The organism is Paenibacillus taichungensis, from assembly GCF_003287275.1.
In the GTDB taxonomy this organism is placed as follows: domain Bacteria; phylum Bacillota; class Bacilli; order Paenibacillales; family Paenibacillaceae; genus Paenibacillus; species Paenibacillus taichungensis_A.
In genome coordinates, this window is sequence record NZ_QEVW01000014.1 from 35722 (window position 1) to 58340 (window position 22619).

Consider the following 22619-nt stretch of genomic DNA (forward strand, 5'->3'; position numbering starts at 1 on the left):
AAATGGCATCATTCTGTTTTATTTCAAATAAAATTGAGGCAAACAAAAAAAGACCATATGGAACATATGGCCTCTTGTCGATGACGAATGAATAATTTCGAACTTCGTGAGGAATAATCCGGGGCAGAAAATGGATCTCTTTGAGAGATCTTACCACCCTCAAATCTTATTTGAAATTTCCATGTTCTCTGCTCGCATTTTATACCGTTGTATAACCCTATTTTCTACTACTGCGTAAATCAGCCCCGCAAGAGCAAATAGCCAGATGGAAGTCGCTCGGTTCAGAGAATACGACTCGATCATGTAGTCACTGAACATCTGATCAAATACCCACGAGCCTAGTAACCCACAACTGACACTATATATAAGTACCCTGGCGATAATAAAGGGGACATATTTACGCAGAAGCCATGAAATTGGACTTACAACTACAGTATAAAATGCGAATACGTATGGACTAAAGGTGATGAAAATCAGAAGAAAAAAGATGTGACCCGCATTTCGTAAGCCATAATACTCACTCGTTGCGATTTTGAACCCTTCCAGAAATTCAAGTGCGATTAAGGCACTCAGTATCACGATAACGAACTCAATTCCCAAAATCAGAAAACGTTGAACAGCATTCAGCAACAACCCAAATCCCCTCCCCTATCTAAACACCATTCGTAGGCATTAGGTTACGGGGTGAAATGGATTAGTTACGGTAGCTCGTGAAAAGCTTTCCAGAATGAACCCTCTGTATTAATGATATCCTTGATCTGGGTAAAAGGAATTGTAAATGTCGGAAATCCCGCGACATAAGGAGCAATTTCATAAGGGCTAAAGTATAGATGCAGTGCATCTGCTGTGACAAAAAAAGGCTGATCCGGGCTTATTCCCTCATAGGTGTCCGGAAAAACATAAGAGTACTGTGGATCATTCTTGATCTGATCTCCTACGATTTTGCTAAGCACCTTCACATAATCACTGTTCGGTTTAAACAAATCCTTGAGTTCATACATCTGACCACTGCTCAGATTAATGATCGCATAGATCATCGTTGGCATGCCGTGTGCTGCACCAGCAGGGTAGTTATAACCCGTGAGTTTGAGTTGAAGCAATTGCTGCTGGTAGAAGGTAATATCAAAATCCCCTGTATATGTGTAATCCAGCTTCTGATCCGCAGGGATGGGCTTCACTTGGGAAAGTGCCTTTAACTTCGCATTTAGTGCAAGTTGAGCAGCTTGATCGGTTAACCCTTCCACCTGCGGATAATACACGAGGTAATCAGGGTTTGGCTTATATTTCTCTTCCCTTACACGATAAGGTGGGTGAAGCGGAACAATCGTATTTTGCCGCCAAATGATCTGCCCGGCCCGGTTTACATAGGATACGCGTTGATCCACATACGCCTTGATCAGATCGGGAGCTACCAATTCAAGTGTGCCCGAGCCTTCTACACGGGGGTATCCTGATGCAGGTCGACCATTTAGATCCAGAAAGAACGTTTGTGTTCCATTCGTGGCTGAAGCCAGGCCTCCCTTGTAATTCGATACATCCGTATATACAAAATCCGAAAGTTTTCTACCATTGACATCTGCAATTGCATAGACCGAACCTAGAAAAGACTGTTTGGGATCCATTGCTTGCCCCAGGGCCAGCCGATGCTCTCCCAGGTCTCGAATGTCATTGTAGGCGGGTTGGATGGTAAATGTGCCCTGTGTATTAATAACGCCATAGATGTAGTTGTAATCCTCCGCAGTATTCACAATAGCGTATCCACCACTGAACGGAAATGCCGATGTGAAGCTCGGCTGAATTCGGATATGACCACTTTCGTCGATATAACCGTATTTCCCCGATGCCTCTTTCTGAAAAGGAAGTAATCCGTTACCCAGAGGTCCTACATAGGCATATGGATACGTCGCCAGCCGCTGACCATTTTGGTTAATTAACGCATATTCATTTTCCTTGATCTGCACCACGGCCTTGCCATCCTGAAAATCGTTCGCTGAAGCGAACTGCGCCCGAATGACCTCATTTCCAGAGGTGTCCAAATAACCGTAGCGACTGACTTCCCCACCTGCCTGACTGCTGTCTGAAAGGTAAAACAACGCTCGACCGTCCTTCACATCGGCAATAAAGGGATATGCCCGTTTGGTCAATACTGCGCCTTGTTCATCAATCATCTTGAACCCTTGGGAATCAATGACAATGGCCCGACCTTCTGAAAAAGAATTAATGGAATCGTACACAGGTTGAACGACAAATTGTCCGTTAAGATTGATGATGCCAGTCTTCCCGTCTTTTACCACAACAGCCAGGCCATTTCGTTGGAAGTCTTGGGCATCGTCAAGTATTGGTTCCAGTCGAATACGACCTTGGGCGTCCATATAACCCCACCGGGTTCCAGTCGTTGTCCTGACCGATATCGGAAATAACCACGTCGTTTCACGCGGACCCTCTGTACCCATGGCTTGCCTAATTTTCTTTTCCAGCTCAAGCAGAACTTCCCGTGAAGGGTACGGGGAACTGAAGCTTAGCGCTTTTTGGACCGAAACGAGTGCAGCAGGAAATAATCCGGCCTTGTACTGGGCATCTGCGAGATAGTACCAATAGAACGTGTAGTCTGGAAATTGTTCAGTCAATTGTTCGTAATACTGTACGACCTTGGGGAAGTAATACGGGTATACATCTGTTGCGGGAACCCATTTCCCATTCTGCCAGCGGATGATTTCGACCCGATAAGCTTCACCTGTATCATGAATCCAGAGTGCAATTTCTACTTTACCATCTCTGCCGTGGTGACCCGGCATATCGATGATTTCCGCATGGCTGTAATACAAATCTTTTGGCGCCTGATCTGTCAGTCCTGATTCCGTCCAATCGTATACAGCAAGCTTCGACCAGATCGCACCGATCTGCCAGCCGACAATGAGATTGTTCCTCGCTGTGGATGTTACAGATGCCGCTGTCAGCAAGGTAACGCCATAACCCAAGCCTTTCGTCAAAGACATCTTGATCCAGTGACCTTGGTAAAATTTCAGAACAAGCAGCATTAATTCTCCGCCCTGCTGATATACAGCAGCAATCTCCGGCATTCCGTCTCCCGTTAAATCTGAAGCATAAATAGCCGGATGTTTGACCGGTTTATCAATGGTGACGACAGTTGCGTCAGCCGGGATATGTTGATTGACAATTTGCGTTAATAGAGGTTCGCTCATGGACACGCCTGTTTCCTCCTTAAGACAGCATTCGCCTAATGGTATGGGTATGCATCATAAGCGGGGATATGACATCTGAGCAAATATAACCGTTAACTTTGGAAAGTTGAAGCGAATAGAAAAATCTTATAAAAAGAGCAGTCGTGAAGACTGCCCACTTTATTATTTGTAAGCCTCCTTAAGGATCTTGCAATAACACTTTCTTTCCGTTCAACATCAGATAATTCACTTTATTTACCGGTATTGTCTGAGGTGATATCCACTTCATCAAATTGTCGTCAATGTTCAGGAACCCGAATTTGGGAAGAATGCTTGTGCCATCGTTGAGATAGAGTTCCATGTGAAGATTCTCAGGCGTTATTTGATTGACCCCTTTGCCCATAAGCGTCACACCCAGGGAGGAGACTACAATGTCTGTACGTATTTCCTCATCCAGCGTAAGAGTTGCTTTTCCAGTTTTGCTTAAGGAATCCTGTTTCAGATCAAAAGTCGTTTCCCATTTCCCCGTAACGAACTGATCATAACTGGTAAAGTTACCTTTTAGCTGAAGCTTGCTGAGTTGACTGATATCCGAAATATCAAAAATATACTCCTCATAATTCCCACCGTATCTAGTACTGCCATTGATATAAGAGCCATAGGAGATACTATTCATGGGGATATCCTGCTTGTTCCCTTGAACATCAGTGAAGAAAAAATAACCATGATTGTATCTACCCATCTCGTCATTTGGATTAATCTGAATATGCAATTTCCCATCGACGAAACCTATATTGGATATATACATCCAATTGATCCCAGGCAACTTAATATGGGTTTGATCCTGACGAAGTACGTGAATGAATTCCTGTTCACTTAATTCCAGAGCGGATTCACCTCCCCACCCGCTTATACTGTCATTGAGTGGATCAAGAGTTTCATATTCGTTCTGCTGCTTCTTACTCAGGAGTTCGGAGAGATTGAGCCCAGAATCATAGTTCTCCTCTTTATTTGCACCTGATAAAAAAGAACTAATCCGGACACTCATTCGATTGCTGAACCGTTTTCCCTGAACCAGAAATCGAATAATCGCAGTCTTCTCAGCAGGATCGTACTGCACTAACTTTGCGTTATGTGACCGGCCACCTGATACATGAAAATCATATACATCAAGCGAAGCATTCACTCGGTCTTCTGTTAGATCCTTGAGGGCTATGTAAATTTCAGTTGTACTACCGTCTCGAACTGCACCAAGAGTCTGCATGCGTATGCCCCGATCTTCACTGGTCTTATTTACCGGACGAAGAATGTTGATTCGATCTCCACTCAAAAATTGCAGAATAGATGAAAGATCAATTACTCTCATGGCCGCTGCTGCACCTGTAACAATAGTTAAAGAAAGGATAGCTGCAATGGGGACATAGATTAACTTACGGGTGCTTCTTTTATTTGGTTTTGTGCTCTTCTTCTGTGAATTACATGGCGAATCTGCCTCAAGGCTCGCTTTCTCATGGAATAATTTTTTGATATTGGTTAGATTCTGTTCCGTAAAATGATCTCCTGGATTCAATATGGGAATCACCTCCTCTATTTTCTCTGCAACCACCACTTACGCAACCACTGTTTTGAACGATAAATTTTGTTATTAACCTGTCTGACGTGCAAAGACAATGCTTCTGAAATTTCCAATGGTTTCTGACCTTCGTAAAATCGGCGTTTCAGAATTTCTCGGTCTGGTTCAGGAAATGATTCAATAGCCTGCGCCAATTCAAATTGCCTTTCTTTACTGATTAATTTAGAGAGTGTGTCCTCAGTATGGACGAAATGAATGCTCTCCTCATATAAAATCTCACTTCTCCGATTCCATTTCCGGTAACGATCAATTGCTTTGTGCTTCGCAATAGTTGCCAAATAATTCTTCAAACTACTGCGCTCGGGTTGGAAAGAAAGTGGATTTTGCCAAAATGAAAAAAGGTGTCTGCTACGCATTCTTCGATTTCTTCTGTTGAGGCATTATGTAATATGGAATAAATAATTTTCCACAACAATCCAGCATAGTGATTCATCACCCATTCCATAGCTTCATGGTCACGTCTAGCGACTGCTTCCCTGATCTGTTCTTCCTTCATGCTCACCCTCCCTTCCATATTAGATTCGATCCAGAAATCCATTTTACTTAAATGAAATAAAAAGAATTGCAGAGGCTCACGCTTCTGCAATTCTTTATGTGTCAATCAGTTCAGGATGATTCCTGAGTGCTGAGATGTACATACTGTGTGAGGCGGCAATAATGAATCAACATATGCTCCTCATTACCGCTCCCCAGAGCAGTTTTTCGGCCCTCTTCGATCATGAGTTCCAGTATTTCACGAAGGAAAGTCATTTGGAACCTCCAGGTCTCCACGATAAGCTGTTCCAATACTTCAATATCTTTCAGTGTGAATTGGGATAACCCGCGAAGCAACAGCTCTTCTGACCAGCTGCTGATCTTCTGCATCAACTGACTATAGTCTTCCAATTCTCCCCGTCCTTCCATAACCCGTATCCAGTTTCAGACTGATCACTGTTGGACCCTTCAGAAAGCTGATCGGGTATATCCGTTGTTGCTCTATACGTACAAAAGCATAAAATTGTTCGAGTGTTCTTGGTCCATAACCTGACTCCAACCTTTTGATCATGGTCTCCCATTCCGTTGAATAAGGAAGAGTCAGATCCAACGTCTCCCCTTGGTCACTCTCCATGGTTAGAATAAGGTCCTGCGATTGCTTATCGAAGCGATGCTCTACAACCCGGGCAACCTTAATCATTGCCAGTCGCTCTTGCGGAACGGAAAATAACTCAAATGGGCGTGAATCCTCAGCAAGTACGGAAGCTACATCTTGCATGTACTTGCCCAGATTCACCTCTTCAACTCCTGTTCGGGGCAGCACCGTAAGTCTTGCACCTTCCCCGGAGGAGAGTCTATGCTCTTCATTTACTTTGACCGAGCGAAACTGCACCTCTTCCCCGGCAAATTGACGAAAAGTCAGATTGGGCAGCCACGGAGTGAAGGAACCATAATGCTCTGGATATGAGAATTGATTATCTTCATAGTATACCGCCCGCACATCGCTGTACGTATAGATCTCCGCATCATCAAAGCAATAAAAGTAATAAGTGATTCCACGGTAACCAGAGCGTGTCTGCCATGCATCAGCACCCAGTCCATACAGATGCAGCTCTGGAACCGTATAGTATTTACTTCGGAAACTGCCTATGAGCTGACTTTGTTTGAACGCAGATACCTTCTCTTGTTCAAGCACCTGTAATGCAAGATACAACTTGCTTACCCGATCAAGCATCGATTGCATGGAGAACCGCACGTGTCGGTTAAAAAACAGTAGCAGTTCCCCTTGAATCCCGCGTAAACTCCGCTCAATTTCAGGAAGATGACCACTATGGGCCGTAATGGCCAGTGTCTCCAATTGAGCCATATACGATTGCGGTAGACGAGCAAGTCCCGTCTTTAACAGACCTGCCAGCATGGAACGACATTCCCGTACCGTTTGAAGTGAAAACGTGGTATCATGGACTCTTCCACTTATGGCTTCCGTATCATCCAAACCTTGTTGCATACGATATCGCAATAATGCTTCAAGCTTGGCCATATTGCCGGCAGTTTGTTTTATTTTGCACAGTGCCTTAGCGAGACTAGCTTCCTCTGTATACGAAACCTCAATTTCTTGTTTCACCAGTCGCACCGTTAGAAGAGAATCTTCCAATACTTCAATCTGCTCGGGATATCTTAATCGGAACAGAACCTCCTCAATCAAGGAAGAACTAAACGATTTAATTAAAGGAGCAAGATCCGATTCAATCATCCAGCGGAAGCGGGACTCCGTTACCAGAACAGACTCAGGCTCCAACTCTGCTGATGACGCTGCTTCACCCTGATTTAATGTATCCTCTGTCTGATGTTCCCGTTGATAATACAAAATTGAAATCAGTATATGTTTGCAAATGTTGTCTGAAGGACAGGAGCACTGCCAATGATCCAGTGTATTTTCAAGTGTACAATGTGTACCATCATTCAACTGACAACTCACAGAGGCATCATTCCAGGTGTATTGCACAGTCACGCCATTATCCAACTCTTTCAGAGACCGTTTGTACAATCCCTTGTTAGCGTATCGAATCAAATAATCCTCCGTACACAACTCCAAAAATATCCGATATTTCTGTTCAAATCCACTCACGTGATCAACGTCCTGACGCTCTTAAAATATCATAGATCGTCTCACTGAACACACGACCTGCAATTTCACCCAAAGCAATGGACTTGTTATCGCTATAATAATAGTGTTTCTGACTGCCGGGTTTGAAGAAGTGCAGAGATTCCAGCGTGATATCTTCCAATCCTTCATAATATGAAATGCTGGTACCACTGAAGCGCAGTTCTGCGACAAGATCTCCATACTCTTTGTAAAATTCATGATACCAGCCGCCGTCCTGTGCTGGACCTTTGATCCATCCGTATTTCTCCAGTGCTTTGGGGAATGCGGTGGGAGAGAAATCAGACTCCGGCAAGCGGTCATATTCAACCTTGTTTTTGTCTTCATCCTCAGGCACATGAATTTGACGATTCAGCTGCTCAAACGGCTGCTTGATCTCATAATCCTCCAGCTGCGTTTTCCATCCTTCGAGCGTAGATTGGTCAAGTTCGAGTGGATGAATCAATCCCACTAGAGATCCCGAAGGCAGCTCGTATTCATCCTCATCGACGGTATTAAACGTGCCATCCTCCATATAACGGAACGTGGTGACCAACTGACCATCTTCATATGTGCCCCATATCAGACCTACAGCAAATTTCTGCATGATTACATTCTGTACAAACAATGCTGTCCACTCATCAGCAGACCACAGCCGTTGTTTAGACAAAGATTCTTCCAGACGTTGTGCCTGGATGTTAACCATTGTTTTGAGATCCTTCTTCAATTGTGTAAAACGCGCCTTAGAATGTGCTGCAAGTTCAGCATCATCTTTCTGTGCAGGAGCAGGTAGACTCTTCACAGATTTACCCGTTTCTTCATTTACAACAACCACCTGCAGATCTCCATTCACTTTTATCAGGAATGAACGCTCCCCGTAGCTCAGCTGCATCGTTCCATTCTGATCAAAACCAAGTGTGGTGACGAGTCGATCTTCCAACTGTTCCGAGGTGAGTCCCAAATTTTCTGCAGCCAGCTGCAATGCTTCTTCAGCCGCACCCTTAACCTGTCGGTTCTTCACACTGCGTTTGATCTTGTCAATCGCCATGAGAGCGGATGGTTCCTTAAGATAGGCCAGTACTTTTACAGCATCAGCCGCAATGGCCCCTCGGCTGTTTTCTGTCCATTCCTTAATTTGGGGAGCCAATGTATTCACAATTTGAATATCGCCAAAGAGTGCCGAGAGGTACATTACCCACTTCTCCTTCGCAGAAGCACCGTCCTGAATCCACAACTGTAGCAGCTCGCTAGCAAACCTTGCGAGCGACTCCTCGCTTGCATACTCACGTAGTTCATTCAGTCTTTCGTTTGGAGCAGATGTATGATCTATTGATTGCACCAAGATATACTGCTTGATTCGATCATCTAATGGTTGATTGTCCTCTGAACGTATCAGAGAAGGAAGATCGTTCAAAGACAACCAGCTTAGTCTGGTCAGCTTTTTGGCATCTGCCTGATCTGCAAGTGCCGCATGAGCATACTCTGGGCTTTGATCCGTGGTATCCAGCAGAATTTGAATCAGGTTCTTCCATTCGGCAGACTTCTCACCCTCCAGAAGCCCAAAGTATATATCCTTGCTATTATCCAAACTGCGGATGGCGCTCAGAGCCATTTCTTTCACACCCGTTTTTTTCTCCGAACGATATATTGTCGTGTATAAGTCCTGGTCAGGAATCCGATTGAATTCAGATAACGCCACGCCATTTGCCTTTTTGGATGAATCCTGCAATCCGGCACGAATCGCTTCAGCTACTTGTTTTGTTGATAGCTCGTGACGTTGTTCAAAGGTGATTTCCAAAATGATGATGCGCGTGTCCGTGGGTAGTTTCTTGTACTGTGCCAGAGCAAAGTCCAGATTTTGCTGAATGATCCGGCGATATTCATCCTGAGGCATCGATTTGTACTTGTAATCGGTCATACCGTTGAGAGAAATCAGACTGGACAGCAATTTCTCTTGTTTTACCTCTGGATCTTGGCCGTAAAGTTCCAACAGCTTCTCTCCGCTAAACGCGTAAGACTGATACATATCAGAAACGATATCCAGAGTCCACTCGGGATACGTAGTCAGAATCACAAACCGACGCATCGCCTCCGAATCCAAAGGCAGGAAGCTAATGCTGATCAAGTTATGAACGCGCTTTTTGTCACGATTCAGGTTATTAAACAGCCCACGACTATTCGGATCTTCCCAGTATTCTTCAAGGGAGCTTTCACCGTGCAAATATCGTGCAATTGCAAGCCCCTGTCTCCCTCCATCTAATGGATGTCGAAGCGCACTGAACACGGCTTGTTCAACCGTTTCATCCACATCTGGCACTTCGATTCCATGGTCCTCCAGCATTTTTTGAATACACAATTTGAGGAACGGGGGTTTTAAAATGTGGTATGCACGAATCGCTTGCTGCGGCTCATTCACAATCGCGGATTGCAGAAATTGCCAGGGTATGGTGTACGATTCGAGTTCATTACGCAACATTTCGATGAGTTGATATGGCTCGTCTAGAGGCAACAGCCCTGACAGCAATTCATTAGCATTTTTTGTTCTTGGATCCATGCTTAACAAGTAGCGACGGACTTCAAGTGGATAGATCTCATGTAATTGGTTTATGGCTTCGAGCAAAATAAGACCGGTCTCACTTTGATCTTCAAGGAAACGTTGTTTGCCGCCACTGATGTTAACCAAATACAATAATGCATTGCTCAAAAGGATCATCGTTTTGTCGAACTCACTGTAAGACAGCTGCTCCTTTTTGGAGAGAGAAGAACTCGAATAGTTCTCAGCTATAACCTGATTATGCTTCTCCCGGAGGAATTCATCATTCAATTCATATGCAGATCTGTTATGTTTCGTTTGAAAATTGCAAACCACCAGTGGCTCAATCAATGCATGCAATTCGTTCCGCAGCTTACTTGTATCATGGGTCATCACATGTTGAAACAATGTTGGCAGAGATTGAGTGAACTGTTGCACCTGGGCAAAATGAGAAGGGCTATCATTGAGATCTGAATAGAGTCGCAGGAGTATCATTCCATTGATTACATCCTTGAAATTCCCCTTCAGTCTGCTCTTCAATTCATCCAGAATTTCCTTCTCTCCAGCATAGCGATTGATTTTCTCCAAACGGGACAGCAACCCGCCCATCCGATCATTGGTTTTGCTCTTTCCACTCAGTCCATAAGCTTCGGAGTCGTTCCCAAGGCAGAGTGTAAAACCATCGGTTCTCCATGAATTTCTTCTGGAATAATTGGATTCCATATGAATTACAATGGCTCCAGCTCGAAAAAAGATATCTCCGTCATCTTTTTTGGCAATTTTCATGAGTACGTCTATCGTCTGGTAGGCATAATGACTGGAACCTCCCATCATATCCGGAAACTTGTCTGTCGTTCCCATCACAAAATCAATGATTTCCGAACTCCGATCCGTTTTCAACGAATATTCATTGGAACACACCTCTGCAAACTTCTCCACCAAAGCTTCTACTGCGCGGTCTGCGGTTAACATTACACATTCCTCCTTGAATATGAGTGTATAAATCATCTTGTATATAACCAATTAAGTAATAATTTCGCCAATCCAGTCCGCCAACTCATTGGGTGTAATCGCAGCAACATGTGCACCCATATTGGATAACGTCTGCGCAGCATGTTTGTTGTACACAGTATCTCCGTTAAAATCGAGTGCAGTCAACACAAGCAATTTGCAGCCCGTATCCAGAATATCCTTACATGCCTTATACATGTGCTGGATCGGATAACCCTCCTCCAAATCGCTAACGAGAATGTATATTGTTTTACCAGGATTTTCGATTAACGTCTCACCATAACGGAGTGCCTTGGTAATATGTGTTCCCCCGCCAAGCTGCACATTCATGAGCACATCTACCGGATCTTCCAGCCTGTCACTCAAATCGACGACCTGTGTGTCAAAAATGAACAATTTCGTTCGTAGTGCATTTAGGCGATAGAAAATGCTTGCCATCACCGAACTGTATATCACTGAATCTAACATGCTTCCGCTCTCATCCACACCAATGATGATGTCCCACTTGTTGTGAGACTGGATATTCCCGTCAAAATATAGACGATCAATTACAAATCTTCGATTGTTTTTGTCATAGTTCTTCAAGTTCTTGGTAATCGTCTGCTTGAAATTCAAATTGCGTAAGGAACGCACCGAACTGGATGCATAACGGCTGCGTTTCCCCATAATGCTCGCTTTGGTCTGAGATTCGAGTTTGCGTCGCAGCTCTTCAATCACGACTCGTACGATTTCCTTGGCGCTCTTTAATACGTCGCCTTTCATTCGTCCTTTAAATTGCATGATGTTCTTGAGTAGGTTCATATTGGGTTCGAGGGATTCCAGCAGCTTTTTGTCCGTTAACAATTCGGTTAGACCATAACGGTCAAGCGCCTGTTTCTCCAGAATTTCTACCGTTGATTTCGGGAACAGTTCCCTGACCTTATGCAACCATTTGGGAACGGTTAGATCCGAGGTGCCCCTACCTCCCCCTTTTCTGTAACCCTGCTCTTCACCGTATTCGCGATTATACAGATATCCTAGAATCTCATCGACTTCGGTATATTTAAAATCATCAGGGGAGTAATCTTCTGCATTGGACAGTCCTTCTTCGGCGGATTCACCTAGAATAAGGCGCCAACGGTTTAAGGTTTCCACCCGATTCAGCTCAGCATTGTCTTTCACCATTTCCTTGGTTTTATCCAGCTCATTCAGATCAGTTTCCATGCATCAAACTCCTTCCGAAGGGCTTCATCCCATGTTTTCGTCTGGATCAGCAATCGCTCGTCAACGGAAGGCCATAACATCTCTTCGTTCTCTACCTGATGCAAGCTCGCAACCCGATCCGCAATCAGGCCTGTCTCCATGGGGGTAAAGTAAGTAAACGCCAAGCGAAGCTCAGGGATCATGCGAATAAACTCTTCATAATCAAGTTGCTTGATCATATAGTTCAATTCTGATAAAAGCTGATCTTCATACAGAAAAGCGTCCCGTGCTACAGAGAAAACACCCTGTAGATAAAGTGCAGTCTGGTGAGTCTGTTCTTGCGATCCCCGGATATATGCACGTGCCCGATCCACGATCTCATCTCTAGGCCTGTCCCCAAGTCCTGAAGATATGGCAATACACACCCCCTCCAGCTGTGCCGGAAGCTGGCTGTCTGACAGAAGTTCATCCAGGTGTGCCTTGAATGGTTCATCCCGGAAATGCTCTTCGGACGATTCCGCCAGCATGGCAAGCAGCTTTAGTCCCTGGACAATCGCTTCATGTTCATCCGGATTCGTTCTTGAGAGTAGTATCAGTTTGTCAACGGCATTGTTATAAGCTTCGGATACGAGATTAAGGAGCTGCTGTTCCTCAGACAACCCAAGAAGTCTGCGATGCTGCTGAATTCGATTCAAAATATGCAGACTTCCGCACAACGACAAGAAATTTCCATCCTTTCGGAGTGCTGACTTCACTTGTTCATACAGCTTCATGGCGGTATCCTGCAGGCCCATGAGCAGAGCCTGAAGCATGGATTTGGCGAGGTCACCACTGTGATGATCCGGTATTCCCTGCATTTCCTCTTCCATCTTGCGCGTACAGGCTTCCCGAATTGTGCCTCCATAGAGAGAATTCTCGATTAATCGAGCCTCAATTCTGGAGGAATAGGTATATACCCACGTCTCCCGAACAAGGTTCATGTCACGCTGAGCAATCCAATCCGGGCCTGATTGTCGCTTCGCGAAATCCGGAACGAGATAGACCATACATTGAAACAATTGACTTTGCCGACGATGATCTGGTTTGGCATATAAATCAAGTATCTTCTTATGTTGGCCTGTAGTACGAATTAGAAGTTTTGATTCTCCACAACGTTCTTTGAAATCCTCAACGATCGGAATACTGAATGGGTTGGGAGCCACTTTTCCGATGACATCCCCGGTTAGCAAGCTGTGCAGTTCTTGCAGAGGTTTGTCTGAAGCTAACGTAAGTTCACCCTTAACAAAGGAAGAAAGGGTTGCATCCATCAGCTCATAGACTCCGCCTTCCCTTTTCCCTCTCAGTCCTGCGAGTCCTTGAACCATGCTGTAAGCCTCAATAGCGTCGCTGGTTGATACATGTTCATGCCCTTCCCTCAGCTTGCGGGTTAGTCGTGATAACAAGTCCAAAGCGGTCAAATTATACACGGAGTTCTTATGCCGAAGCAGCTGGGTCCAGATCTGTTCGTAATAATTCACATAAGGCATACCGCTTGCATACCCATTCAGCCGATCTGCTTCGGCAAACGTGTAGACCATGGGATACATCTGCTGATGCACCGAATTCTGAGCCTTCACATGCTCTTGCATCGTCATCTCTTCTGAATCCGTCACATGATTCTCGGGCATCACCAGTCCATACGTATGAAATCCGCCAGTGATGACAAGCACACGTTCATGATCCTGCCCAGCTTGTTTAATACGACTTCTCATATGAGCTTCTCTTGCCAAATCACCTGTACTGTGCAAGCGTTCCGAAGAATAACACATCCGAGATAAGGTGCAGTACGTAAATACATCCTGTACAAATGCCTGTGTTGACTTCTCCAGACCACCAATCTCAAATACGTTCTCCCACAACTCATCGAAACTTCGACAGTTTGTTTTCTGACATAAACGGTGGATAAACTCAGACCCTGCAAGCAATGTCTCGTCTTGAATGGATATCTCACGCTGTTCTGCCTTGTTGGGCTTGGAGAAATGATGATAATCCAGGTCGATAAAAGTCGCAGGGATGCTCAGCCGAGCTGCTTCTTTCAGCGCTACATATTCAGGAGAGTAACGAAGCATCGGATAATAACAGGCTGCTCTCTCATCTTCATTCTCATAGGTGTAGTAAAGACTGACAGGAGGTATCGTCGCCTCATCAGCCAGAACTTGAAGTAAGGGATTGCCGCTCTCAGGGCCTTCGATTAGAATGATGTCCGGCTTGTATTCTTCAATCAATCGCAGCAAATGATAGGAACAGGCCGGGCTATGATGGCGTATGGGAAAATAAAGCGTTCCGTTGTTCAGGTTATACACTTGGAACTCAAATAGCGTCTGTAACCGGGCAACATCCAAATCCGCTTTTCCTGTTAACCGATCCATTTCTTTTCCTCATAGTAATCCTTCCAAATCCCTTCTTCTCTCGAACGCTCCTTTACGACCTTAGAGAAGTAGGTTTTGAGAATGGACAGATCCTTGTCGCTTTCTTTCGCTATCGTCCCCAACATGTTTTGTACCAGCCGATCCAATGCAATCCCCTTGTCTTCGTAATAATAGGAAGTCATTGCACTCTGTACATATACAGATACGGCTTCAGCCGTACTCATGGACGCTTGGGGCGTATCGAGCTTGTAACCTTCCCGCGTCATTCCTGTGCGAAGCTCCATAAAAGTCGTGGCCAGTAATTCAACCACATCCGTATTAATCTCGGTGTCTATTCCGCTATGTAATAATAGGCTTCGTGCCTGGGATTCAATAATTTTGGCTTCCATTTTCACACTGCTAATCGGTTTGATCGTCTCAAAATTGAAACGGCGCTTCAGTGCACCACTCATTTCATTGACACCTTTATCGCGAATGTTCGCCGTAGCAATCACGTTAAACCCTGGTTTGGCAAACAGCACACCGCCGTCCAGTTCAGGAATACTCATTACCTTGTCACTGAGAATACTGATCAGGCTATCTTGCGCTTCAGCAGGACAACGCGTAATTTCCTCAAAACGCGTAAGAATCCCCTTCTTCATTCCGTTGTACAACGGTGAGGGCACAAGCGCCGCTTCGGATGGACCCTTATCCAGCAACATGGCATAATTCCAGGAATATTTGATCATGTCTTCAGTTGTACCTGCCGTACCCTGAATTGTGTTCAAACTGGTTCCAGAAATGGCCGCGGTCAGCAATTCGCTGAGCATAGTCTTGGCAGTTCCGGGTTCTCCAACGAGCATCAATCCCCGATTTCCTGCCAAGGTTACCACGGCTCGTTCAATGAGAACATCGTTGCCATAAAATTTCCGTGTAATTGTGATCTCTTCTCCGTCCAATATGGCAGGTTTATCCCTGCCAATAATAAAATCTCTGACATAGGCTGGGGACAGCAGCCAGTTTGGAGGACGTTTTCCCGTATCTTCTTCTCGCAGTGCCCTTAATTCTGTCTCATATAGTGTCTCGGCGGGCGGCTTAAGCATTTCCATCGTCAAGGTTTCTCCTCTCGCATAAACAGATCGTATGTTCTTATTACATTTTATCTTATCACAGCAGCCTTTGAACGAACGTAGAAAACGACAAAAATGGTTGAAACGTCCTTCTTATCAGCATTCTTCATAAGTCCGTGGACATGGTGCATAGCACAATTGTGAATTACTTATATCGTTACATCATGGCGGTTGCATTCAAAACTAATTTGATTCCGTGTTGTTGTTGTAGAAAACTTCAATTTATAGGTCATACGTCCCTATAGTTCATTAAACACCACGTAATATGGTTCAAGCAGATTAAGTCCAATCTCACAAAAAAACACAGCCCAGTAGTCTGTGTCTTTACTTCATTTCTATTGATTTTATTCCTTATTCCGAGTGCTATTCCCTCTAAAATATGTAAGCTTTCCCTTAGTCAAAAACAAGGTTTCAATTGCTCCAATATTGAATATATAGATGGTGCAGGCTTTTCGTATGAAGCCACCGAAATTAACATATGATCCCTTAGATAAGATGCGTAACAATACGAGCTTTTGATGAGAGGAGATTAACCATTTGAGTACTAATGAAACTTCACAGTCTGAGTTATTCACCCGTGAATTTACACAGAATCCTTACCCCGTATACGAAAAGCTGAGACAAAATGATCCTATTCACAGAGTCCTTTTCCCTCATGGTGATTTCGGTTGGATTATTAGCCGCTATGAGGATGCAGTGGAAGTATTGAAAGACAACCGTTTCAGCAAGGATGTAGTCAAACGTTATGGACCCGATCAACAAAACATATTCGTGCATAACATGCTTTTTTCCGATCCACCTGATCATCGCCGGTTACGTGGACTCGTACAGAAGGCTTTTACTCCCAGATTGATTGAGGGCATGAGAAGCCATATTCAAGATATTGCTGACGATCTCCTGGATAATCTCAATTCCCAGGAAAAGATGAATCTGATTGATGAGTTTGCATTTCCATTACCGATCATTGTCATCAGCGAGATCCTGGGTGTACCTCTTGAAGATCAGGACAAATTCCGTTTATGGTCCAATTCCATTATCGATGCGACAAGTGCGGAGCATTCCGAAGTGTTTGAGAAGCATGCCCAGGAGTTCATTGATTACCTGAATAATTGGTTTGCCAAAGTACGTGAGCAGCCGGGTGACGATCTGATCAGTCAGCTCGTTGTGGCAGAAGAATCAGGAGAACAACTCACAGAAAAGGAACTGCTTGGTGTTGTCGCTCTGCTGATCATTGCCGGACATGAAACCACTGTTAACCTAATTGGTAATGGTGTACTTGCGCTATTGGAGCATCCGGAGCAACGCGACCTGCTGATCAAGCAACCTGAGTTAATCCATAATGCTGTTGAAGAAATGCTGCGTTATAACGGCCCGGTTGAATTCAGCACGTCTCGCTGGGCGTCCGAGGACATAGAGTTTCATGGACATCACATCGCTGAAGGTGAACTTGTTATTGTAGCACTGGATTCAGCCAATCGGGATGAAGAGAAGTTCAAGGATGCGGATGTTTTTGATATCACTCGTGAGAAGAGCCCACATTTGGCTTTTGGCAAAGGCATTCATCTCTGTCTGGGAGCCCCTCTCGCGCGACTTGAAGGCGAGATTGCGATTAACACACTGCTTCGCCGCTTTCCCGATATGCAGCTTCAGACGGATGTTAATGAACTTGAATGGAGACCCGGAATGATTGTTCGAGGCGTTAAGGAGATCCCGGTACAGCTTAAATAGTTATGTATTTGAAGGAAGGAAAGCGAGGCACCTGACTGCATGGGAATTAACACCATTGTTCTAGTCGTTTTTTTATTTCTTATTCTCATCTTATTAGTTCGCGTCATTAGCTTACAGACACAGTTGAATGAATTGAAAAGGGATGTTGAACGTCTGGAGAATAGTTCAGGCCTTAACACACACTCCCCTCTCAGTTATAACAATTCTGCAGTGAATATATCTCCACTTCCACCGGCAAAGGCTGGGCTGACTGAACTTGATAAAGAATTGCAGGCACTTGCACAACAGGGCAAAAAAATAATAGCAATCAAAAAGGCTCGTGAAGCCAGAAACCTGTCTCTTAAAGAAGCCAAAGATTACGTTGAGTCTCTTGAACGCCTGTAATTAATGAGTTTAGATGGACTTCCCAACTCCCTGCAAAGGTTTTGCTTTCAGTTGTTTCATAGTTTGACTGGAAACAACGATCTTCGTGGGGAGTTTACTTTTTTCTAAAGACATGATAAAGTTATTTCAATATTTATAGAAATAAGAAATAAAGACGAAAGGACCGATTTTGATGCAATCCAAGTCGATTGAAACTGAACAGGCCGTCAAAATTCATAAAGCTCTGGGTGAACAAACGAGATATAAAATCATTCAGATCCTTTCGGGTGAAAGCAACCTGTGCCCAGCTGATTTGGAGAATCGGCTTGTGACCGTAGCACTCTCCACTTTATCTCATCACCTGAAACAACTTTCCGATTGTGGTTTGTTGACCTCACAAAAGAAAGGTACGTATATTTACTACAGTCTGAATACGGACACGGTACAGAGATTCGCTCCTTATCTGTTGGAGAAGTGAAATTTTTGTTTTATATTTCTATAATACTAGAAATATAAAATCAATGATTAGTAATGCTACCTAGTCCGCTGAGCCTTATCATAGTCGCATAAATACCCTTTTGCTATAACACGCGGTACATTTGATAAGTTAAGTACTCGCTTTGCCTCATTGGTAGATTAGTTTTATCTTAATCCTGTTCTCTCGTCTTTATTTCTATATTTCTAAAAATATAATAATTACAATCAGAAAGAGGTTATATACTCATGTCTAACACATGGAAAATCTATGTCCTGGCCTTGGTCAGCTTTCTTGTAGGGACCTCCGAATATGTCATTGCGGGCATTCTGGATCGGATCTCGGACACCATGAATATATCGTTGATTGCTGCGGGACAGCTGATCACAATCTTTTCACTCGTTTATGCACTCGGTACGCCCATCATCATTGCCTTAACATCCCGCATGGACCGAAGAAAGCTGCTGCTATACTTTCTGGGACTTTTTGTTGCAGGTAACGTTTTGGCCTACCTGTTACCTGGATATGGACTCTTTATCGCCGCACGTGTCCTCATGGCGCTGGGAGCCGGAGTTGTTGTTGTAACTGCCTTGACAGTCGCTTCCAAAATAGCGCCCGCAGGCAAACAGGCCAGCTCAATCGCAACGGTCATTACAGGGTTTACCGCATCTCTGATCGTGGGAGTTCCACTGGGAAGAATGGTCGCTGCAGCTTGGGATTGGAAACTGATTTTTGCAGGTATCGCGATTTTGGGCGTGATTGCCATGATTGTTATTGCATCTACGATTCCCCCATCTGAAGGTGAAGCACCCGTTCCTTTGAGAAAACAATTAGCGCTCCTCAAACAACCTCGTATTGGATTTGCGCTGCTTGTCAGCTTTTTCTGGTTAGGAGGCTATTCTATTGCGTATACCTACATTTCACCCTACTTGGTATCTGTTGCAGGCATGAGCGAAACGTTGTTAAGTTCCGCTTTGCTGGCTTTTGGGATCGCAAGTCTGATTGGTTCCAAATCGGGAGGGTACAGCGCAGATCGTATGGGGGTAAAGAGAACACTCATCCTGGGAATGGCCTTGCATGTCATAAGTCTGCTGATGCTGAACATCACGGCTCATTCAGGTATGGCCATCTTCATTGTGTTAATTCTATGGTCCTTCTCCGCCTGGTCTTCCGGCCCAACACAGCAATATAATCTGGTTACAATGGCTCCAGAATCGTCCGGGATTATGTTAAGTCTGAACAGTTCCGTTATGCAGCTCGCCATGGCTGCGGGTGCTGGTATTGGGGGAATCGCCGTCAGCGCAGTTTCATTGTCATCTATCACCTGGATAGGAGCTGCAGGGGTGGTCATTGCAATGATCATCATCATACTTGCCTATCGTCCGGCAGTTACCACAACAGCTCAGACCGAATCTTCCAATGTGGCATAATGGAGCGTAAGCTCAAGAATAAAATGAAACCACGCAAAAAGAGAGGCACTGTAACATTACAGTCGCCTCTCTTTCTTATTCCGTTTGATGAATGCCTTATTGTGCAGTTACAGCACCATCAATGGGATATACAGCACCATTAATATAAGGAGCTTCGTCTCCCAGCAGGAAGGATACCAGATTGGCAATCTCTTCAGGCTTACCGAGACGACCGGACGGAATGCTATCAAGGGTTGCTTTGAATACTTCAGGATTATCCTTACCAAACTGAACCACCATTGGAGTTTCAATCGTACCTGGGGCAATAGCATTCACACGAATGTTTTCTTTGCCATACTCAATGGCCGCAGTACGTGTTAGTCCAACTACGCCATGCTTTGTCGCTGCATAAGGTGCAACTGCTTGAACACCCACAATTCCTGCTGTAGATGCCGTATTGACGATGGAACCACCGCCAGTTTTGAGCATTTCGGTAATCACATACTTCAATCCGTAAAATACACTTCTCAGGTTAATATCAATGATTTGGTCAAACTGCTCGATAGTATGCTCAATTAGTTTGACACCAGGACCAGCGATCCCGGCATTATTGAAGAACATGTCGATTCGACCGAATTCCTCGATCGTTTTGTTAACATAATTCTCTACCTCGTTCGCCTTGCTTACATCTGTTTGTACAAAAATGGCTTTACCGCCCAGCTTCTCAATCTGTTTTACAGTTTCCTGACCCGTCTCTGCCACGAGATCAACGACCACAATAAATGCGCCCTTCTCTGCCAGCTTCAGTGCAGTCGCTTGGCCCAATCCACTTCCTGCTCCAGTGATAATTGCTACTTTTCCTTTGTGACTCATTTTGATCTCCTCCATGTGTGTTCGTCATCTGTCATCGGATCGATTAATTCGATATGAAGCGGTATTGCGTTGGAATGCAACATATGTAGGGTAAAAAGCCTTGAATCCTGCCTGACTTTACCTATTTTAAAGGAGTTTCAATTTAAAAACAAACCATATAATATGAATACATACTATATAATTCATCACATTCCACACATCTCAAGAAGGAGAACTCCTTAATAAAAGCGTGTAACATTCCCCTTCTTTTTAGTGAGATGTACAGTATATTTTCATGCATTTACTTTGTCGGAACGCCGGTGGAACATGTTGCGATATTGCTAAGGAAAACCTAATACTTATCTTAGAAAATTCGTTTTGGCCAGCTCGATCAGCTCATCGCCACGCCCATTCAGCACCGCCTTCATCATCCATAAGGTGAAGCCTTCGGCCTGTTTTATATTAATCTTCGGAGGCAGGGACAGTTCCTGACGGTTCACCACAACATCAATCAGAACAGGGCCATCATGCTGCAATGCACGCTCTACAGCCCCTTCCAGATCAGCTGGATCTTCAACCCGTATCCCTTCCAGGCCCATCGCTTGAGCTACCATAGCAAAGTTGGGGTTTACGAGATCGGTACCGGATTCAAGCAATCCGGCAGCTTTCATCTCCAGTTCAACAAAACTGAGTGCACCGTTGTTAAACACGACAACTTTTATTGGGAGATTATGCTGTTTAAGCGTCAGAAGATCACCCATCAGCATGGCAATGCCACCATCACCAGATAATGAAATCACTTGTCTTCCCGGATCAGACACTTGCGCTCCAATCGCCTGTGGAAGAGCATTTGCCATGGTGCCATGACTGAATGAACCTAACAAACGGCGATTGCGGCTCATTTCAATATAGCGAGCTGCCCATACCGTAGGTGTACCTACATCGCAGGTGAAGATTGCATTTTCTGCTGCAGCATTGCTGATGACCTTGGTTAAATACTGAGGATGAATTGGCGTTTTTCCGGGTTTACCTACGGCAAGCTCATCCAATTCCTTACGAACTTTCTCGTAACGTTCCACACTTTTATGCAAATGTTTGTCGCTATGCTCTTCCGTAAGATAAGGTAATAATGTTTCAATGGTAGCTTTCACATCTCCGCACACTCCATAATCGAGCTTTGTACGGCGACCAAGGTGTGAAGACTGAATATCTACTTGAAGTACAACCGCATCTTCCGGGAAGAATTGGCGGTACGGAAAATCTGTTCCCAACATCAGGAGCACATCACAGTCCATCATGGCATGATAACCGGAGGAATACCCGATTAATCCCGTGAGTCCCACCGAATACGGGTTATCATATTCCAGATATTCCTTGCCTCGCAAAGCAATGACCATAGGGGATTTTAAGCGATCACAGAGCTGCATCAGAGGTTCACGCGCACTGGCGCAGCCTGCACCACACAGCAACGTTATTTTTTTTCCTTGATTCAGGAATTCCGCCAGTTTCCGCAGTTCAGGTTCGGAAGGGTGTACGACAGGATGTGTGGCATGATACACATGCTCCGGCACGGGCAAATCAGCCGCTTCCAAAGCCGCTACATCACCAGGCAATATAATGACGGAAACGCCTGAACGTGAGACTGCGGTCTGAAGCGCCATCGTAAAGGAACGCGGCATCTGTTTGGCCGTTGTAATGACTTCGCAATAATGACTGCATTCCTGAAACAAATACTCTGGATGAGTCGCCTGGAAATATTCACTCCCGATCTCATCACTTGGAATATGAGCAGCTATGGCAAGTACCGGAACACGGTTCCGATGACAGTCATACAGACCGTTAATCAAATGCATGTTTCCCGGTCCGCTGCTGCCCGCACATACGGCAATACTTCCGCTCACTTGGGCATCTGCCCCAGCTGCAAAAGCAGCCACTTCCTCATGGCGGACATGAATCCATTCAATTTTACCCGAACGACGGATGGAATCGAGTACCGCATTCAAGGAGTCTCCAACGATACCATAGATGCGTTTGACGCCTGCGTTCAATAGTGCTTCGACCAGAACGTCTGCAATTGTTTTTTTCATGACAGGTCGGTCTCCTTTATTCGCTTATTT

The 22619-nt window shown here is 44.7% G+C and carries 17 protein-coding genes; 4 read left to right on the forward strand and 13 right to left on the reverse strand.

Annotated elements, in window-relative coordinates; all coding sequences use genetic code 11:
- Positions 1 to 159: 159 nt before the first annotated feature.
- From DC345_RS20175 to DC345_RS20220, 11 genes are all read right to left on the reverse strand, one after another.
- The gene (locus DC345_RS20175; RefSeq protein WP_113054614.1) at positions 160 to 633 is read right to left on the reverse strand and encodes a hypothetical protein; all 474 of its coding nucleotides are present in this window, start codon (positions 631 to 633) and stop codon (positions 160 to 162) included.
- Between the two features lie 65 nt (positions 634 to 698).
- Positions 699 to 3209: a WG repeat-containing protein gene (locus DC345_RS20180; protein ID WP_181586666.1), complete on the reverse strand. Its 2511-nt coding sequence runs from the start codon at positions 3207 to 3209 to the stop codon at positions 699 to 701.
- Positions 3210 to 3381: 172 nt separating this feature from the next.
- Positions 3382 to 4752 carry a hypothetical protein gene (locus DC345_RS20185; RefSeq protein WP_113054615.1) on the reverse strand — a complete coding sequence of 457 codons (1371 nt, stop codon included), beginning with the start codon at positions 4750 to 4752 and terminating at the stop codon, positions 3382 to 3384.
- Positions 4753 to 4769: 17 nt separating this feature from the next.
- Positions 4770 to 5171, reverse strand: coding sequence for a sigma-70 family RNA polymerase sigma factor (locus DC345_RS20190; protein ID WP_113054616.1), 402 nt, complete (start codon positions 5169 to 5171; stop codon positions 4770 to 4772).
- Complete coding sequence (locus DC345_RS31805; protein WP_181586668.1) at positions 5102 to 5311, reverse strand: hypothetical protein; 210 nt, start codon at positions 5309 to 5311, stop codon at positions 5102 to 5104. The genes DC345_RS20190 and DC345_RS31805 overlap by 70 nt, the downstream gene beginning before the upstream one ends.
- Before the next feature lie 110 nt (positions 5312 to 5421).
- Positions 5422 to 5700: a hypothetical protein gene (locus DC345_RS20195; RefSeq protein WP_113054617.1), complete on the reverse strand. Its 279-nt coding sequence runs from the start codon at positions 5698 to 5700 to the stop codon at positions 5422 to 5424.
- Positions 5687 to 7417, reverse strand: coding sequence for a hypothetical protein (locus tag DC345_RS20200; protein WP_113054618.1), 1731 nt, complete (start codon positions 7415 to 7417; stop codon positions 5687 to 5689). The genes DC345_RS20195 and DC345_RS20200 overlap by 14 nt, the downstream gene beginning before the upstream one ends.
- A gap of 4 nt (positions 7418 to 7421) precedes the next feature.
- Complete coding sequence (locus DC345_RS20205; RefSeq protein ID WP_181586669.1) at positions 7422 to 10937, reverse strand: DUF4132 domain-containing protein; 3516 nt, start codon at positions 10935 to 10937, stop codon at positions 7422 to 7424.
- A gap of 51 nt (positions 10938 to 10988) precedes the next feature.
- Positions 10989 to 12140 carry a VWA domain-containing protein gene (locus DC345_RS20210; protein ID WP_397333716.1) on the reverse strand — a complete coding sequence of 384 codons (1152 nt, stop codon included), beginning with the start codon at positions 12138 to 12140 and terminating at the stop codon, positions 10989 to 10991.
- A gap of 23 nt (positions 12141 to 12163) precedes the next feature.
- Positions 12164 to 14566: a DUF5682 family protein gene (locus tag DC345_RS20215; RefSeq protein ID WP_113054621.1), complete on the reverse strand. Its 2403-nt coding sequence runs from the start codon at positions 14564 to 14566 to the stop codon at positions 12164 to 12166.
- Positions 14554 to 15654, reverse strand: coding sequence for an ATP-binding protein (locus DC345_RS20220; RefSeq protein WP_113054622.1), 1101 nt, complete (start codon positions 15652 to 15654; stop codon positions 14554 to 14556). The genes DC345_RS20215 and DC345_RS20220 overlap by 13 nt, the downstream gene beginning before the upstream one ends.
- A gap of 558 nt (positions 15655 to 16212) precedes the next feature.
- On the opposite strand from DC345_RS20220, the gene DC345_RS20225 reads away from it, so the two are divergent.
- The 4 genes from DC345_RS20225 (at position 16213) to DC345_RS20240 (ending at position 19671) form a co-directional block, all read left to right on the forward strand.
- Positions 16213 to 17403: a cytochrome P450 family protein gene (locus tag DC345_RS20225; protein ID WP_113054623.1), complete on the forward strand. Its 1191-nt coding sequence runs from the start codon at positions 16213 to 16215 to the stop codon at positions 17401 to 17403.
- A 39-nt stretch (positions 17404 to 17442) separates the two neighbouring features.
- A complete protein-coding gene (locus DC345_RS20230; RefSeq protein ID WP_113054624.1) occupies positions 17443 to 17787 on the forward strand; it encodes a ribosomal L7/L12 family protein in 345 nt (114 codons plus the stop codon).
- A gap of 172 nt (positions 17788 to 17959) precedes the next feature.
- Positions 17960 to 18244 (forward strand): ArsR/SmtB family transcription factor, encoded by a 285-nt coding sequence (locus tag DC345_RS20235; protein WP_181586670.1) that lies wholly within the window; start codon positions 17960 to 17962, stop codon positions 18242 to 18244.
- A 245-nt stretch (positions 18245 to 18489) separates the two neighbouring features.
- Positions 18490 to 19671 (forward strand): MFS transporter, encoded by a 1182-nt coding sequence (locus DC345_RS20240; protein ID WP_113054625.1) that lies wholly within the window; start codon positions 18490 to 18492, stop codon positions 19669 to 19671.
- Positions 19672 to 19767: 96 nt separating this feature from the next.
- On the opposite strand, the gene DC345_RS20245 is transcribed toward DC345_RS20240, so the two are convergent.
- Positions 19768 to 20523 (reverse strand): SDR family NAD(P)-dependent oxidoreductase, encoded by a 756-nt coding sequence (locus DC345_RS20245; RefSeq protein ID WP_113054626.1) that lies wholly within the window; start codon positions 20521 to 20523, stop codon positions 19768 to 19770.
- A 338-nt stretch (positions 20524 to 20861) separates the two neighbouring features.
- Complete coding sequence (gene poxB, locus DC345_RS20250) at positions 20862 to 22589, reverse strand: ubiquinone-dependent pyruvate dehydrogenase (protein WP_113054627.1); 1728 nt, start codon at positions 22587 to 22589, stop codon at positions 20862 to 20864.
- Positions 22590 to 22619: the final 30 nt, after the last annotated feature.